Source organism: Curtobacterium sp. VKM Ac-2865 (assembly GCF_015350905.1).
GTDB lineage: Bacteria > Actinomycetota > Actinomycetes > Actinomycetales > Microbacteriaceae > Curtobacterium.
In genome coordinates this window covers 14,189-27,559 of the sequence record NZ_JADKRZ010000002.1, presented here as the reverse complement: position 1 = coordinate 27,559, position 13,371 = coordinate 14,189, and the positions used below count along the sequence as shown (strand labels likewise).

Below are 13,371 nucleotides of genomic sequence, written 5' to 3'. Positions count from 1 at the left end.
AGCACTGAGGGGGGCGACTACGTCGGGGAGTGATCCTCAGCGTGGCGTGAGCGCTACCTCCGTCTCGCGTACCGGCACCGACGTCGGCCCGAGCGGGTACCCAGCACCTCAGCAGCGCGATGAAGGGGATGGGCATCATGAGGACTGCCAATCGAACACGGACCGCCACGAGCCGTCGGGCGACCGGCGCGCGCATCGGAGCCGTCCTGGGGGCCGTCGGGTTGATCCTCAGCGGGGTCGTCATGGGGGCGGCACCGGCCAGCGCGGCGTCGCTCACCTGCGGGAAGATCACGCTCGACCAGGGGAACGACCGACTGCTCCAGGGCTGCAGCGGCAAGGGGACCGTGCAGTACACGGTCGACTGCCCGATCGGCCAGGACTACACGTTCACGTACAAGTGGAACACCGCCGGCGAGAACCACGTCTTCAACTACCACTGCGGGTTCGGGACGAGTCCGTACTCGGCCACCTACAAGATCATCGGCTGAGCGGCACCCGGTGACTGATCCAGCAGCAGGACGATGCACAGGAGGTGCATGGTGAAACGCACAACTCGGCTCGCCGTCGTGGCGATGACAGCGCTCGCGATGCTGACGGCCGGGGTCGCCACAGCGGCGCCGGCCCAGGCGAAGAACAACTGTGGCCCCCTCGGCCTGACCCGGAGCGGACCCATCGGTGGCACCGGTCGGATCACGCAGTCGTGTGACTCCGGCACGCAGGCGTCCTACACGGTGCACTGCGTGATCGGGCAGACGCAGTACACGCGGTACTTCGCCCAGAGCCAGACGGCGATCATCTCGGTGGCGTGCCCCGGGGGTGGCTCGACGCCCATCAAGTCCGTCGAGGTCGAGTACTCCTGACGAACGGCCCCCACCGCATCGCGGTGGGGGCCGTTGCCACGACCCCGGCCGCTTCCTGCTCGCACGACGTCCACGGAGCGGCAACCCCCGGCCAGTAGGGTCGGCCGCATGACCCCGACGGTGATCGCCCACCGAGGTGCCTGCGGGTACCGGCCCGAGCACTCCCGGAGTGCGTACGAACTCGCGATCGAGCTCGGCGCCGATGCCATCGAACCGGACCTCGTGCCCACGAAGGACGGCGTCCTGGTGCTCCGGCACGAGAACGAGATCTCGGGCACCACCGACGTCGCGTCCCACGGCGAGTTCGCCGACCGTCGCACGACCAAGACGGTGGAGGGCACCCGGCTGACCGGCTGGTTCACCGAGGACTTCACCTGGGACGAACTCCGGACCCTCCGGACCCGAGAGCGCCTGCCGGAGCTCCGCCCGGGATCGGCCGCACATGACGGCGAGGACCCCATCCTCCGACTGGAGGACCTGCTCGCCCTGTTGGACGACGCCCCTCGTCCGGTCGGGCTGGTCGCCGAGGTCAAGCACGCCACGTACTTCGACCAGGCCGGGCTGCCGATGGCGTCCCTGGTCGGCGACGCGCTCGCCGCGGCCGGGTGGAGCGGCGACGACCGGCTCACCGTCGAGAGCTTCGAGAAGACCGTGCTCCGCGACCTCGGCTCGCGGGGCGGCGGTGGTCGGCTCGTCTACCTCCAGGAGGCCCGTGGCAGCGCCGCGGACGAGGTCGCCGCCCACGGATCGACGGCCCCCACCTTCGCGGACGAGCGCACGGACACCGCACTCCGGGCGCTGGCCGAGCAGTTCAACGGCATCAGCGTCGACCTGCGGACACTGATGGCCGGGGTGGACGCGGTGGCGCTCGACGACCCGCGGCCCGTCCGGTCGGACGTCGTCGAGCGGGCGCACGCCGCCGGGCTCCAGGTGTTCACGTGGACCCTGCGGCCGGAGAACCGGTTCCTGCCGGCGCCGCTGCGGCGAGGTGGAGAGGTCGCCGGCTTCGGGGACTGGGAGCGGTGGTACACGTCGGTCATCCGCACCGGGGTCGACGGGGTGTTCGCCGACCACACGGACCTCGCCGTGCGGGCGCGGGCGGCTGTCGGGGGGCGCGCCTAGACTGTTCCGGACATGACGATCGTGCTCGACCCATTCGACTCGACGCCCGAGCCGGGCGCCGGGGCCCGCGCCTACGAAGACCCGTTCACCGCCGGTCTGAACCCCCAGCAGAAGGAAGCGGTCGAGTACCGCGGCGAATCGCTGCTCATCGTCGCCGGAGCCGGTTCCGGCAAGACGAGTGTGCTCACGCGGCGCATCGCGCTGCTGCTGGCGAACCGTGAGGCCTGGCCCTCGCAGATCCTCGCGATCACCTTCACGAACAAGGCCGCCGCCGAGATGCGCGAGCGTGTCCGCGCGCTCGTCGGGCAGGCGTCGGAGGGCATGTGGATCTCCACGTTCCACTCCGCCTGCGTCCGGATCCTGCGGCGCGAAGCCGAGCGCTTCGGGTTCCCGCAGTCGTTCACGATCTACGACTCGGCCGACTCGCGGGCCCTGCTCAAGCGGATCATCAAGGACCTCGAAGCGGACACCCTCGGGCTGACCGTCGGGGCTGCGGCGTCGAAGATCTCGAAGCTCAAGAACGAACTGCAGGACGTCGACTCGTACGCGCGCAACATCAACGCGAACGACCCGCAGGAAGTCATGTTCACCGAGGTCTTCCGTCGGTACACGAACGACCTGCGGCGCGCGAACGCCTTCGACTTCGACGACCTCATCGGGCAGACGGTGTTCCTGTTCCGGGCCTTCCCCGAGGTCGCCGCGCTCTACCAGCGCCGCTTCCGCTTCATCCTGGTCGACGAGTACCAGGACACCAACCACGCGCAGTACTCCCTGATCCGCGAGCTCACCCGACCGGTGCCGGTGGAACAGGTCGACCGGCTCGAGGACGAGGGCCAGCACGTCGCCAGGATGCGCGAGACCGACGGCTCGATCGCCGGGGCGTCCCTGACCGTCGTCGGTGACTCGGACCAGTCGATCTACGCGTTCCGCGGGGCCGACATCCGCAACATCGTCGAGTTCGAGCGGGACTTCCCGAACTCGAAGGTCATCCTGCTCGAGCAGAACTACCGCTCGACGCAGAACATCCTCGACGCCGCCAACGCCGTCATCGCCAACAACTTCGACCGCCAGGTGAAGAACCTGTTTACCGAGGTCGGCGCCGGCGACAAGATCGTCGGGTTCACGGGCTACACCGGGCACGACGAGGCCCAGTTCGTCGCCGACGAGATCCAGCGGCTGCACGACGACGGCACGGACTACCGCGACATGGCGGTGTTCTACCGGACGAACTCGCAGACGCGTGCGCTGGAGGAGATCTTCATCCGGTCGGCGATCCCGTACCGGGTGCTGGGCGGCACGAAGTTCTACGAGCGTGCGGAGATCAAGGACGCCATGGCGTACCTGATCACTGTCGCTAACCCCGCCGACCCGCTGGCGCTCCGGCGCGTGCTGAACGTGCCGAAGCGCGGGATCGGGTCGGTCACCGAGACCACCCTGCAGCGCTACGCCGACGACCACGACGTCTCGATGCGCGAGTCGCTCCGGCACGCCGACGAACTCGGGTTCGGCCCGAAGGTGCGGAACGCGATCACGGCGTTCGCGGCGCTGCTCGACGAGGTCTCTGCGAAGGCCACCGAGCAGCCCGTCGTGGACACCCTGACCCAGCTGATGGACGGCTCGGGGCTCCTCGAGCAGCTCCGGAAGTCGCCGGACGCGCAGGACTCCGCCCGTGCCGACAACATCGACGAGCTCGTGGCCGTGACGCGGGAGTTCCAGAAGAACAACCCGGACGGCACCCTGAGCGACTTCCTGACCGAGGTCTCGCTGGTCGCGGCGGCGGACGAGCTCGACGACTCGTCCGGGACGGTGTCCCTCATGACGCTGCACACCGCCAAGGGCCTGGAGTACGACGCCGTCTTCCTGACCGGCATCGAAGAGGACCTGCTGCCGCACCGGATGTCCGCGAACGAGCCCGGCGGGCCCGCCGAGGAACGCCGGCTGTTCTACGTCGGCATCACCCGCGCCAAGAAGTCCCTGTTCCTGTCGCTGGCGATGACCCGCGCGCAGTTCGGCGACGTGAACGTGGCGATGCCCTCCCGCTTCCTGCAGGAGATCCCCGAGGGGCTCATCGAGTGGAAGCAGTCTCCTGGCATGGCGAACAGCCGCGGTGGGACGCAGCCCCGTGCCCTGAACGCCAAGCGCGACGGTGGCTTCAGTGGTGGCGGTGGCACCGGCGGCGGTGGGTACCGCGGTGGCGGCGGCTGGGGCAGCGGTTCCTACGACCGCGCGGCCGCAGCGGCGAAGACCCGACCGAAGACCGAGTGGGCGAACCGGGTGTCCGGGCAGGTCCGCGACAACGGCGACATGGAGCTGGCAGCCGGCGACCGCATCAAGCACGTCGACTTCGGCGAGGGCACCGTCGGAGCGGTGACCGGCCAGGGCGCCAAGCGCATCGCCGAGATCGCGTTCGACGCCGCGGGGCGCAAGAAGCTGCTCATCAAGATCGCCCCGATCGAGAAGCTCTAGCGCACCATCCGCACGGCCGTGATCGAGTGCTGGGCCACGGGCTCGTGCTTGACCGTGCCGTCCCGGCGGAACCCGTTGCGACGGTAGAAGGCCTCGGCGCGCGGGTTGTGCTCGGCCACCCAGAGGAACGCCGGACGGTCGCCGAGCACGGCATCGAGCAGTCCCTGCCCCGCACCCGAACCGTGGGCACCAGCGAGGACGTAGATGCCCTCGAGTTCCAGGGGGCGGACGGCGTCGGCTTCGCGTCCTGGGCCCGCGGTCGCCCATCCGACGACGGCTGCGTCCACCTCGGCGACGCACACGGCGACCGTCGGTTCGTCGATGATCCGGCGCCACCGCTCCAGACGGTCGCGCGGGTCGAGCGCCTCGAGGAACGCCGCCGGGAGCAGGTGCGCGTAGGCCTCCTGCCACGCGCGGACGTGCACGGTGGCGATGGCCTCGGCGTCCTCGGGCACGGCGGCCCGGACGTTCACGGACGACGTGTCTTGCCCCATCCGTCGACACTACGACACGGGGTGGTCACGGGCCGTGGCGCGGGTCGGTGCCGCACAACCGAAGTCGGCTCGCACCACGGACGTCCGCGGCGCGAGCCGATTCCGGTTGTGCGAGTCCGGCCCGAACCACCAGGGACGTGCGGCGACGGTGACGCAGCCGCGGTGCTACCGGACCGCGCGCCCACTGCCGAACCGCACGACGACGCCCGCGATCGCGGCACCCACGAGCGGCGCGACGATGAACAGCCACAGCTGCCCGAGCGGTTCCCCGCCGCCGTACACCGCGGCGGCGATCGACCGCGCCGGGTTCACCGACGTGTTGCTGACAGGGATCGAGACGAGGTGGATCAGCGTCAGCGTCAGGCCGATCGCGATCGGGGCGAGTGCGCGGTACTCCGGCTTCGCGGTCACGGACAGGATGACCCCGAGGAACACCGCCGTGAGCACGACCTCGATGAGCAGGACGGACCACAGCCCGTAGCCGCCGGGCGAGGCCGACCCGAAGCCGTTGGACGCGAAGCCGCTGTCCCGTGCGGCGGAGAAGGCTCCCGGCTTGCCGGCCAGGACCGCCGCCAGGATGCTCGTCGCCACGACGCCGCCGAGGACCTGCGCGACCCAGTACCCCACCAGGTGCCGGGCGTCGGTGCGGCCCGCGACCCACAGCCCGAGCGTCACCGCCGGGTTGAAGTGGCCGCCGGAGATGTGCCCGACGGCGCTGATCCCCGCGACGAGCGTCAGGCCGAACGCGAGCGCGACACCGAGGTACCCGACCCCGAGGGCGTTGCCGGCATCAGGGAACGCCGCGGCGAAGAGTGCGGTGCCGACCCCGCCGAAGACGAGCAGGAACGTGCCGAAGAACTCGGCGCCGTACAGCTGCAGCGTGGGGCGTGCTGGGGCGTCCTCCTCGCGCTGTTCGGAGGTGGAGTCGTCGACGTCGCGGTCGTCACGCATGGTGCTCCTCGGGCCAGGGGCAGACCCACCGGCCCGCCGTGATGCACTCAGCGAACCAGCGCCCTCCCGTCGTGTCCGCCGAGCGCGCCTACCGGCAAGAAGACGACCCGACGACCCGACGACCCGCACCCGCGTCAGGGCTGCAGCACGCTCGACGTCCAACCGTCGTCCGTCGACCGGTACTGCAGCCGCCGGTGCATCCGGTCGCGGCTGCCGTGCCAGAACTCGACCGACACCGGCTCGAGGCGCCACGCCGCCCACGACTCCGGCCGCGGCACGTCGTCGCCGGCGTCCTCGAGCAGGGCGTTCGCGTCGTCGATGAGGTCCTGCACGGTGCCCTCGAGCGGCGCGGACTGCGCGGCAACGGCGGTCGCCGCGCGTGACTTCGGCGACCGGGCGGCGAACAGCTCGTCCGACTCGGCGTCCGACAGGCGCACGACGACCCCCTCGAAGCGGAGCTGCTGCATCGTCTCGCGCCAGTAGACCTGGAGCGCTGCGGCGGGGTTCGCTGCGAGCTGGCGGCCCTTGGGGCTCTCGCTCGAGGTCCCGAACAGCAGGCCGCGGTCGTCGATCGTCTTCACGTCGACGGTCCTGGCGGTGACGATCCCGTCGGCGGCGGTCGCCAGGGTCATCGAGAGCGGTTCGGCGATGTCGTCCTCCTCGGCTCCGGCGAGCCACGCGCGGGCGACGTCGAAGGGCGATGCGGGCGGGTCGTCGAACTCGGGGAACGCGAACGAGGTGTCACCGGAGAGCGGAGCAGAGGCCATGTCCCCAGCCAACCCGCCTCAGTCCGTCCACGTCCAGACGGCCGGGGGACGTCCGCCGCGCGAGCCGGTCGACGACGGTTCCGTCATCCGCTCGAGTGCCGGGTTCGTCCGCAGCGCCCGGTTGAGGTTGCCGGGGTCCGGAGCCGCGCCGACCAGCGCGGCCTGCAGCCGGGACGCGTCCGCCGTCGTGAACCGCGGGCCCAGGAGGGCGCGGGTCAGCGGCAGGTCGCGCCACAGTCGGGTTCGCACGTCGTCGACGGCGGCCTGGATGATCCGGTCGTGGTCGAACGGGAGGCTCGGCTCGGCCCCGGTGGGATCGCGCCAGACCGGGGACGGGTCACCAGCAGGGCCACCGGACGCCTCGTCCGGGACGTCCACCACCGCGACGAACGCGATGCTGATCGCCGCACTGCGGGGGTCACGGTCGGGTCCGTCGAACGCCCCGATCTGCGCGAGGTGCCGGACCGCCGGCCGGCCGATCCCGGTCTTGGTCTCGAGCGCCCGCCGTGCTGCGTCCACCAGGAGTTCCGCAGGATCCAGGAGCACGCCGGGGAGAGCCTCCTGGCCGGCGTACGGGTCGTACTGCCGACGCGCGGTGGCGACCCGCAGCCCGCCGCCCGTCGTGAAGGACATCGGGACGACGTCGATCGCGATGAGCGGCTGGTCGCGGGTCGCCGACGGGTCGGTCACGCCGACGCCGCCGCCCGTCGTGCCGCGCGCTCCGTACGCTCGCGTCGGAGCGTCTCGCGGACGTCCGCGAAGGACTGGTGCACGAGGAACCGACCGTCGACCCAGACCGGCTGCAGCAGGCTCGTCTCCTCGTCCGCGGCGCTCGCCTGGTCGGTCTGGCGGATCTCGCCGGTCGCGTCGCGGTGCAGGGCGATGCGGCCCTTCGCGCTCTTCTTGCCGCTGCCGGTCTTCGGGTCCTTCTGGATGTCGACCGGCTCGCCGTCGACCAGGGCCCAGGTCGCCTTGACCGCGCTGCCGAGGTTATCGCGGGTCATGTACTGGTACGTGTACGACCCGATGCCGAGCACGATGTTGTCGCTCGAGTACCCCTTGGCGGCCAGGCGCTCGTAGATGCGGCGGGCTCGGTCGAGGGTGATGCTGTCGCCGTAGATGACACCGATGTGCTGGTCGAGGACCTTGAAGCCCTGCGCGTTGACGGTGTGGCCGAACAGCTCGTCGAGCAGCTCGACGACGCCCTTCTCCTCGTGGCTGCGCGCCGGGTCGGTCAGGGCGGCCTCGTCGACGTCGTGCACGGTGCCGGTGACGATGTCGACCGGGTCGCCGGAGTCGGGGCGGATGACCAGCTTGCCGTCGCGGGCCGTGATGCGGTCCTTGAGCTGCGGGAGCGTCTCGGTGAGGACCTTGAACAGGTCGAAGCCGTCGCTGACCGCGGACACGATGCCCGTCGGGTAGACGTCGAGGATCTGCTCGAAGGTCGCGAGCTCGCCCTCGGCCCCGCGCACGCACATCACGCTGTGCTCGGTGGCGGGGACGCTCGCGGCGACCATCCCGTTCTCGCCCGGGTAGTAGCGGTCGACGAAGTCGAGCGTCGGCATCGAGTCGGTGCCGAGGAAGGAGAGCAGGTGGCCAGCGCCACCGGCGGCGGCGGACTCGATGCTCGACTGGCCGCGGAACGAGAAGTCGTGCGCTGCGAAGTCGATGCCCTCGGGGACGGCGCCCGTGCGGGCTGCCCAGTCCTCCATCAGGTCGCGGTACTCCAGCGCCTTCGTGGCGACGGTGGACGGGTGCCAGATCGACGCCGACAGTGCGGTCTCGATGTAGTTCGGCAGCCAGAAGAACGCGTCGACGGTGTTCTCGACGGTCAGGGTCGCGACGCCGATCGGGGCGAGGGTGCCCTCGGGGAGCGCCCGGATCGCGAGCGGCAGGTACCCGAGCCGGTGCAGGGCGCGGACGTGGTCGACGCCGATGTGGTTCGGGCCGAAGTAGCCCTGCAGCGCCTGCTCGAACAGGTCGCAGACCAGGTCCTCGTCCGCCGCGAAGAACGGCGCCCAGGACTCGACGAGGGTGCGCTGGATGAAGGCCTGCAGCCCGAAGACCACGGCGTGCGTCGACTCGGGCATGTGCGCGTTCGAGCGGTTCGTCCAGTTGATCAGGATGCGGGTGGTGCCCTCGGGGTAGACCTGCCGGTGCGAGTGCTTGTAGCCGTCGACGGCGAGCAGCGGGGCGATGGGGCTCGGCGCGGTCATGCGGGGCGCGATGCCCGCGGTCGTCGTGCCGGTGGTGGTGGTCTGGTCGGTCATCGGATCTGCTCCGTCAGGAAGGGGGTGAGTGGCACGGTCACGAGGCCGGGGACCCCGGACTGCGCCGGGTAGGAGTCGGTGGTGACGATCTCGCCGAAGTGCTCCGCGAGCGCCGTGGCCCGGCCGGAGAAGACCCCGTGCGAGACCCAGAGGCCGAGGCGGTCCTTGCGGAGACCGGTCGACCCGGCGAGGCCCATGAAGGTGCCGCCGCCGTCGCAGATGTCGTCGACCACCAGGAAGCGGCCGGTGTCGGGCAGCGGCTCGCAGCTGAAGCCGTCGAGCTTGCCGGTGTCCGGGTTGCGGTGCTTCTCGGCCTTGTACACGGGCAGGTCGCACGCCTCGGCGACGGCCGTGGCCCGGGGGACCGCGCCCTTGTCCGGCGCGATGATGCCCTGGTAGCGCTGGTCGGTGCCGGGAGCGCCGACCACGGCGTCACGGACGACCCGCTCGCTGGTGACCACGGTCAGGTGCTCGATGAGCCCGACGATGACCGGCGAGTGCGGGTCGAACGCGATGACCTGGTCGATGCCGAAGCCGTTGAGGACGTCGGCGTAGACCTTCGCCCCGAACGGGATGCCGCGGTCCTGTCGGGCGCCGGGCAGGTAGGGGACGAGTGCGACGGACTTCGATCCGCGCTGCCGCACGGCGTCGGCCCACATGCCGAGCATCATCAGGTCGTCACCGCTCGCGCCGCGGAGGGTCGCGATCTCGGTGAGGTCTGCCGCGTCGGTGTGGTCGTCCGCGACCTTGACGTGGGCTTCACCAGCGGGGAACCGCATCGTGGAGAACGTCGGTGTCGTCTGGGTGCCCCGGTTGTCCCGGGTGCTGAGTTCGACTGCCATGGCTCGACCGTAGCACGGTACTTGTCAGTGTGACAAGAACTTCGTCAGTGTCGGTCCGCCATCCGCCGCATCGATCTGATCAGCAGCGGCCCGGGCAGGCGCAGGAGCGGGCCCGGCACGACCGCACGCACGCGGCGCAGCCCGGTCGTCGTCCGGCGGAAGCGCCGTTCCTCGCGAGGGCCCCAGGCGAAGCCGTACTGCGCGCGCACCGAGTCCGGTAGCAGTCCGACGGTGACGATCCGGACGAGCGGCATCGCGGCGCGCACCCAGAACGGCGCGAACCGTGGATGCAGCAGGTCGCGGACGACCCCGCGGGCGTCGTCGGTCACGTGGAGGGTCGCGAGGGTGCGGTCCCAGTAGGCCTCGAAGGCGGCGACCGAGTCGGGCCAGCGGGCCTCGGGGACCCGCAGCGCGACGCCGAGAGGCGCGTAGGCGTCGAGCATCCGTTGGGCCAGCTCCGCGGAGACCGGCGTGCCGAAGGCGTCGTGCGCTCGGAGTGCGGAGTCGTAGAGCGTCGCCGCCACCCAGAGCTGCCGGTCGACGTCGTCCGCGCCGGACACCGGCACGTGCGCACGGTTGACGAAGGCGGTCGCCATGGCCGCGTCGGACGGTGTGCCGATCACCACCGCGTACACGTACATCAGGGTGTGGGCGAGCCGCTGCTGCGGCCGCCGGGCGAAGTCGGAGTGCCGGCGGACGCCGGCCGCGACCACCGGGTCAGCGATCTGCAGCAGGATGGCGCGGCCACCGGCCACGACCGGCGTGCTGTCCGCGAGGACGTGGGCCAGGACCTGGTCGCGACCACGCACCGGACGGGAGGCTCGGTGCGCGTCCGGCACCGAGCCTCCCGTCCGTCCACTGCTCACGGCACCATCATCGCGCGCGAGCTTGCCGGAGTGCCGCTCAGAGCGGCTTCGTGCCGAGGTCGTTCCCGAGGTCGGGGCGCTCGGTGTCGTCGTCGTGCTCCCACAGGTCGGCCGAGGCCTCGCGCGGCGCACCACCCGTGGGGCCGTCGTCGGTGCCGTCGCCCGGCTGCGGCTCGACGGTCTCGCCGGCCACGGCGTCGTTCGTGACGGTCTCGAGGGACTCCTCGGTCTCGTCGACCTCGTACGGGCCGACGTGCTCGCGGTCGATGTCGTCGTCGCGGCGTGCCTGGGAGTCGAAGTCGTCGACGGGGCTGATGCCGGGGTCGCTCATGGTGGTTCTCCTTCGGTGGATCGGGATCAGGGAGGGGTCAGGCGTGCGCGGCCAGGCCGAGCTGCTCGGCGAGGCCCTTCTCGTCGGTGGCGCCCCAGCGCTCGGCGATCTTTCCGTCGCGGAACTTCGACACCTGGATGCCGCGCACCGTGAACGCCTTGCCGGTGGGCTCGTGGCCCTGGAACGGACCGGTGTGCGTGCCACGGATGGTGAAGACGGCGGTGATGAAGTCGTCGGTGACGACGAGTGGGTCCGGTTCGAGCGACAGGTCCGGGAACGCCGTCGTGAAGTCCTGCCAGAACGCGACGATGCCCTCGAGGCCGGGGGCCTGGTCGGGGCCCGGGTCGTGGTCCACGACGTCCTCGGCCCACACCTCGGAGAACCGCTCGAACGCCCGCGCCTCCAGGATCTCGCCCAGTCGTTCCTGTGCCTGTTGGTTCTGTTCCGCGCTCATCTGCGCTCCTTCCGTGGGGGTTCTTGTGTACGCCGCGTCACTGGTGGGATGCCCAGGATGACCACCGTTCACCGGCACGTCACCAGGCGGACACGATGACCGTGCACACTCGCCTCTGCTCGGGGGAGTGGAGCGCGGTCGCCGCCGTCTGGTGGAGCGACCGCGCGTCCCCCGTGGGCGTCGCTCAGACGCGTTCGAGCAGGCCGCGCTCCTCGACGTCGGCCAGGGCGAGGGTCCGGTAGCCCGCCGACTCGAAGAAGACCGTCAGCCGGTCGTCCTCGGTGCTCATCACCGTGCCGTGGCCCCACTGCGGGTGCTCCACGGGGGCGTCCGGCGGCCACTCGGCGTCGTGGCTGCCGTCGGCCGCGTGCGTCTGCTCGGCCGTGCCGGACGTGCAGGTGTCGCAGTTGCCGCAGGGCTCGGTCAGCTCGTCGCCGAAGTACCCGAGCAGGAACTGGCGACGGCAGCTGTTCGTCTCCGCGAACTGGCGCATCATCGCGATCCGGGACTCCTCGATCTGCTCCCGCTCGCGTGCGCGCTCCTTGGCTGCACTGGCCGCGGCTGCGGCGCTCGCCGGTGCGTCGTCGGCGCGGGCGATGCCGTCGTGACCGTCGACCAGGACGCCCGCGTCGATGAGGGCGTTCGCGGCGCGGCCGGCGGTGCGGGCGGCCGTGCCGGACGCGTCAGCCAGCGCCGAGCGGGCGATCGCGCCGTCCACGGGCACCGCGTCGAAGACCGCTCGCAGCGACTTCGGCGCGGGGCTGCCGGCGGCGAAGAACCGGCGCAGCCCGAGGTCCTCGGCACGGTAGTGCAGGGTCGCGAGGGCGGCGTCGCCGTCACGGCCGGCGCGACCGACCTCCTGGTAGTAGGCGTCGACCGACTCGGGCACGTCGGCGTGCACGACGAAGCGGACGTCGGCCTTGTCGATGCCCATGCCGAACGCGCTCGTGGCGACGACGACCTCGACGGACCCGTCGTGGAACCCGGCGAGCACGCGCTCGCGGTCCTTCACCCGGAGACCGGCGTGGTACGGCTGCGCGACCCGTCCGCTCTCGACGAGCTCGTCGGCGTAGACGAGGGTCTCGGCGCGCGTGGCGACGTAGACGATGCCGACGCCCTCGAGCCCGGCGACCTGCTCGACGACGGCCTCACGCTTGCCGACCTCGTCCTCGTGGCGGCGCACCTCGAGCCGGAGCTCCGGACGGTCGAACCCGGCGGCGAGCACCAGCGGGTCCCGCATGCCGAGGCGGGCGACGACGTCGTCCCGCACGGGGGAGGAGCCCGTCGCTGTGAGCGCGAGGACCGGCGGGCGTCCGAGCCGCTCGATCGCCTCACCGAGCCCGAGGTAGTCCGGGCGGAAGTCGTGTCCCCACGAGGAGACGCAGTGCGCCTCGTCGACGGCGACCAGGGCGACCCCGGCTGCGCGGAGCCGCTTCTGCACGTCCTCCTTCGCCAGCTGTTCGGGCGCCAGGAACACGTAGCGGACCTCGCCCGCCGTGACCGCGTCCCATGCCTCGGCCAGGTCGCGGGAGCGCTTCGTGGCGTTCACCGTGACGGCCCTCGGCGCGTCGGGGTGCTCCGCGAGGCCGACGACCTGGTCCTCCTGCAGGGCGACGAGGGGCGAGACGACGAGCACGAGCCCGTCGAGCGCCAGACCGGCCACCTGGTACGTGGCGGACTTGCCGGAACCGGTCGGCATCACGGCCAGGGCGTCGCGCCCGTCGAGGACGGCGTCGATGACTGTCTGCTGGTCCGGGCGGAGCTGCCACCCGAAGACGCCGGCGGCCTGGGAACGGAGTGCGTCGTGCATCGGTCCACCGTGCCGAGCGGCTGCTTGCGGTCGGCCTCGGCGATGCGCGAGCCGGCCACGGATGCGCGACGTGGCCACGGGTGCGCGTCGTGGCCATCGGCCGCTGGCCGGGGTGCCTCGACCGCCGCCGGAGCCCCG

The 13,371-nt window shown here is 71.4% G+C and carries 14 protein-coding genes; 4 read left to right on the top strand and 10 right to left on the bottom strand.

What is annotated here, in order from left to right; genetic code table 11:
- Nucleotides 1–137: 137 nt before the first annotated feature.
- The 4 genes from ITJ54_RS05110 to ITJ54_RS05095 all read left to right on the top strand — a co-directional run bounded on the left by ITJ54_RS05110 (nt 138) and on the right by ITJ54_RS05095 (nt 4,448).
- Nucleotides 138–488: a hypothetical protein gene (locus tag ITJ54_RS05110; RefSeq protein WP_194626297.1), complete on the top strand. Its 351-nt coding sequence runs from the start codon at nt 138–140 to the stop codon at nt 486–488.
- Nucleotides 489–539: 51 nt separating this feature from the next.
- Nucleotides 540–860 carry a hypothetical protein gene (locus tag ITJ54_RS05105; RefSeq protein WP_194626295.1) on the top strand — a complete coding sequence of 107 codons (321 nt, stop codon included), beginning with the start codon at nt 540–542 and terminating at the stop codon, nt 858–860.
- Between the two features lie 108 nt (nt 861–968).
- Nucleotides 969–1,982, top strand: a complete 1,014-nt coding sequence (locus ITJ54_RS05100; RefSeq protein WP_194626293.1) for a glycerophosphodiester phosphodiesterase family protein — start codon at nt 969–971, stop codon at nt 1,980–1,982.
- Nucleotides 1,983–1,994: 12 nt separating this feature from the next.
- Nucleotides 1,995–4,448, top strand: coding sequence for an ATP-dependent helicase (locus ITJ54_RS05095; protein ID WP_194626292.1), 2,454 nt, complete (start codon nt 1,995–1,997; stop codon nt 4,446–4,448).
- Here the strand turns inward: ITJ54_RS05095 and ITJ54_RS05090 are convergent.
- From ITJ54_RS05090 to ITJ54_RS05045, 10 genes are all read right to left on the bottom strand, one after another.
- A complete protein-coding gene (locus ITJ54_RS05090; RefSeq protein ID WP_194626290.1) occupies nt 4,445–4,942 on the bottom strand; it encodes a GNAT family N-acetyltransferase in 498 nt (165 codons plus the stop codon). The genes ITJ54_RS05095 and ITJ54_RS05090 overlap by 4 nt on opposite strands.
- Before the next feature lie 165 nt (nt 4,943–5,107).
- Nucleotides 5,108–5,893: an aquaporin Z gene (aqpZ, locus tag ITJ54_RS05085; RefSeq protein ID WP_194626288.1), complete on the bottom strand. Its 786-nt coding sequence runs from the start codon at nt 5,891–5,893 to the stop codon at nt 5,108–5,110.
- Between the two features lie 134 nt (nt 5,894–6,027).
- Nucleotides 6,028–6,660 carry a pyridoxal 5'-phosphate synthase gene (locus ITJ54_RS05080; RefSeq protein WP_194626286.1) on the bottom strand — a complete coding sequence of 211 codons (633 nt, stop codon included), beginning with the start codon at nt 6,658–6,660 and terminating at the stop codon, nt 6,028–6,030.
- Nucleotides 6,661–6,678: 18 nt separating this feature from the next.
- The gene (locus ITJ54_RS05075; protein WP_194626283.1) at nt 6,679–7,350 is read right to left on the bottom strand and encodes an NUDIX domain-containing protein; all 672 of its coding nucleotides are present in this window, start codon (nt 7,348–7,350) and stop codon (nt 6,679–6,681) included.
- Complete coding sequence (locus tag ITJ54_RS05070) at nt 7,347–8,930, bottom strand: nicotinate phosphoribosyltransferase (protein ID WP_194626281.1); 1,584 nt, start codon at nt 8,928–8,930, stop codon at nt 7,347–7,349. Before ITJ54_RS05070 ends, ITJ54_RS05075 begins: the two co-directional genes overlap by 4 nt.
- Nucleotides 8,927–9,772, bottom strand: a complete 846-nt coding sequence (locus tag ITJ54_RS05065; protein WP_194626279.1) for a ribose-phosphate pyrophosphokinase-like domain-containing protein — start codon at nt 9,770–9,772, stop codon at nt 8,927–8,929. Before ITJ54_RS05065 ends, ITJ54_RS05070 begins: the two co-directional genes overlap by 4 nt.
- A 44-nt stretch (nt 9,773–9,816) precedes the next feature.
- Complete coding sequence (locus ITJ54_RS05060) at nt 9,817–10,638, bottom strand: oxygenase MpaB family protein (protein ID WP_194626277.1); 822 nt, start codon at nt 10,636–10,638, stop codon at nt 9,817–9,819.
- A 37-nt stretch (nt 10,639–10,675) separates the two neighbouring features.
- Complete coding sequence (locus tag ITJ54_RS05055; protein ID WP_194626274.1) at nt 10,676–10,969, bottom strand: hypothetical protein; 294 nt, start codon at nt 10,967–10,969, stop codon at nt 10,676–10,678.
- Nucleotides 10,970–11,006: 37 nt separating this feature from the next.
- Entirely contained in the window at nt 11,007–11,423 is a 417-nt protein-coding gene (locus ITJ54_RS05050) for an ester cyclase (RefSeq protein WP_194626271.1), read from the bottom strand.
- Between the two features lie 184 nt (nt 11,424–11,607).
- Complete coding sequence (locus ITJ54_RS05045; RefSeq protein ID WP_194626269.1) at nt 11,608–13,233, bottom strand: RecQ family ATP-dependent DNA helicase; 1,626 nt, start codon at nt 13,231–13,233, stop codon at nt 11,608–11,610.
- Nucleotides 13,234–13,371 lie beyond the last annotated feature (138 nt).

Coding starts and splice junctions, on each gene's coding strand:
- ITJ54_RS05100 (WP_194626293.1), top strand. CDS start 969: ATGACCCCGACGGTGATCGCCCACCGAGGTGCCTGCGGGTACCGGCCC.
- ITJ54_RS05090 (WP_194626290.1), bottom strand. CDS start 4,942: ATGGGGCAAGACACGTCGTCCGTGAACGTCCGGGCCGCCGTGCCCGAG.
- ITJ54_RS05095 (WP_194626292.1), top strand. CDS start 1,995: ATGACGATCGTGCTCGACCCATTCGACTCGACGCCCGAGCCGGGCGCC.
- ITJ54_RS05110 (WP_194626297.1), top strand. CDS start 138: ATGAGGACTGCCAATCGAACACGGACCGCCACGAGCCGTCGGGCGACC.
- ITJ54_RS05080 (WP_194626286.1), bottom strand. CDS start 6,660: ATGGCCTCTGCTCCGCTCTCCGGTGACACCTCGTTCGCGTTCCCCGAG.
- ITJ54_RS05045 (WP_194626269.1), bottom strand. CDS start 13,233: ATGCACGACGCACTCCGTTCCCAGGCCGCCGGCGTCTTCGGGTGGCAG.
- aqpZ (WP_194626288.1), bottom strand. CDS start 5,893: ATGCGTGACGACCGCGACGTCGACGACTCCACCTCCGAACAGCGCGAG.
- ITJ54_RS05065 (WP_194626279.1), bottom strand. CDS start 9,772: ATGGCAGTCGAACTCAGCACCCGGGACAACCGGGGCACCCAGACGACA.
- ITJ54_RS05050 (WP_194626271.1), bottom strand. CDS start 11,423: ATGAGCGCGGAACAGAACCAACAGGCACAGGAACGACTGGGCGAGATC.
- ITJ54_RS05055 (WP_194626274.1), bottom strand. CDS start 10,969: ATGAGCGACCCCGGCATCAGCCCCGTCGACGACTTCGACTCCCAGGCA.
- ITJ54_RS05070 (WP_194626281.1), bottom strand. CDS start 8,930: ATGACCGACCAGACCACCACCACCGGCACGACGACCGCGGGCATCGCG.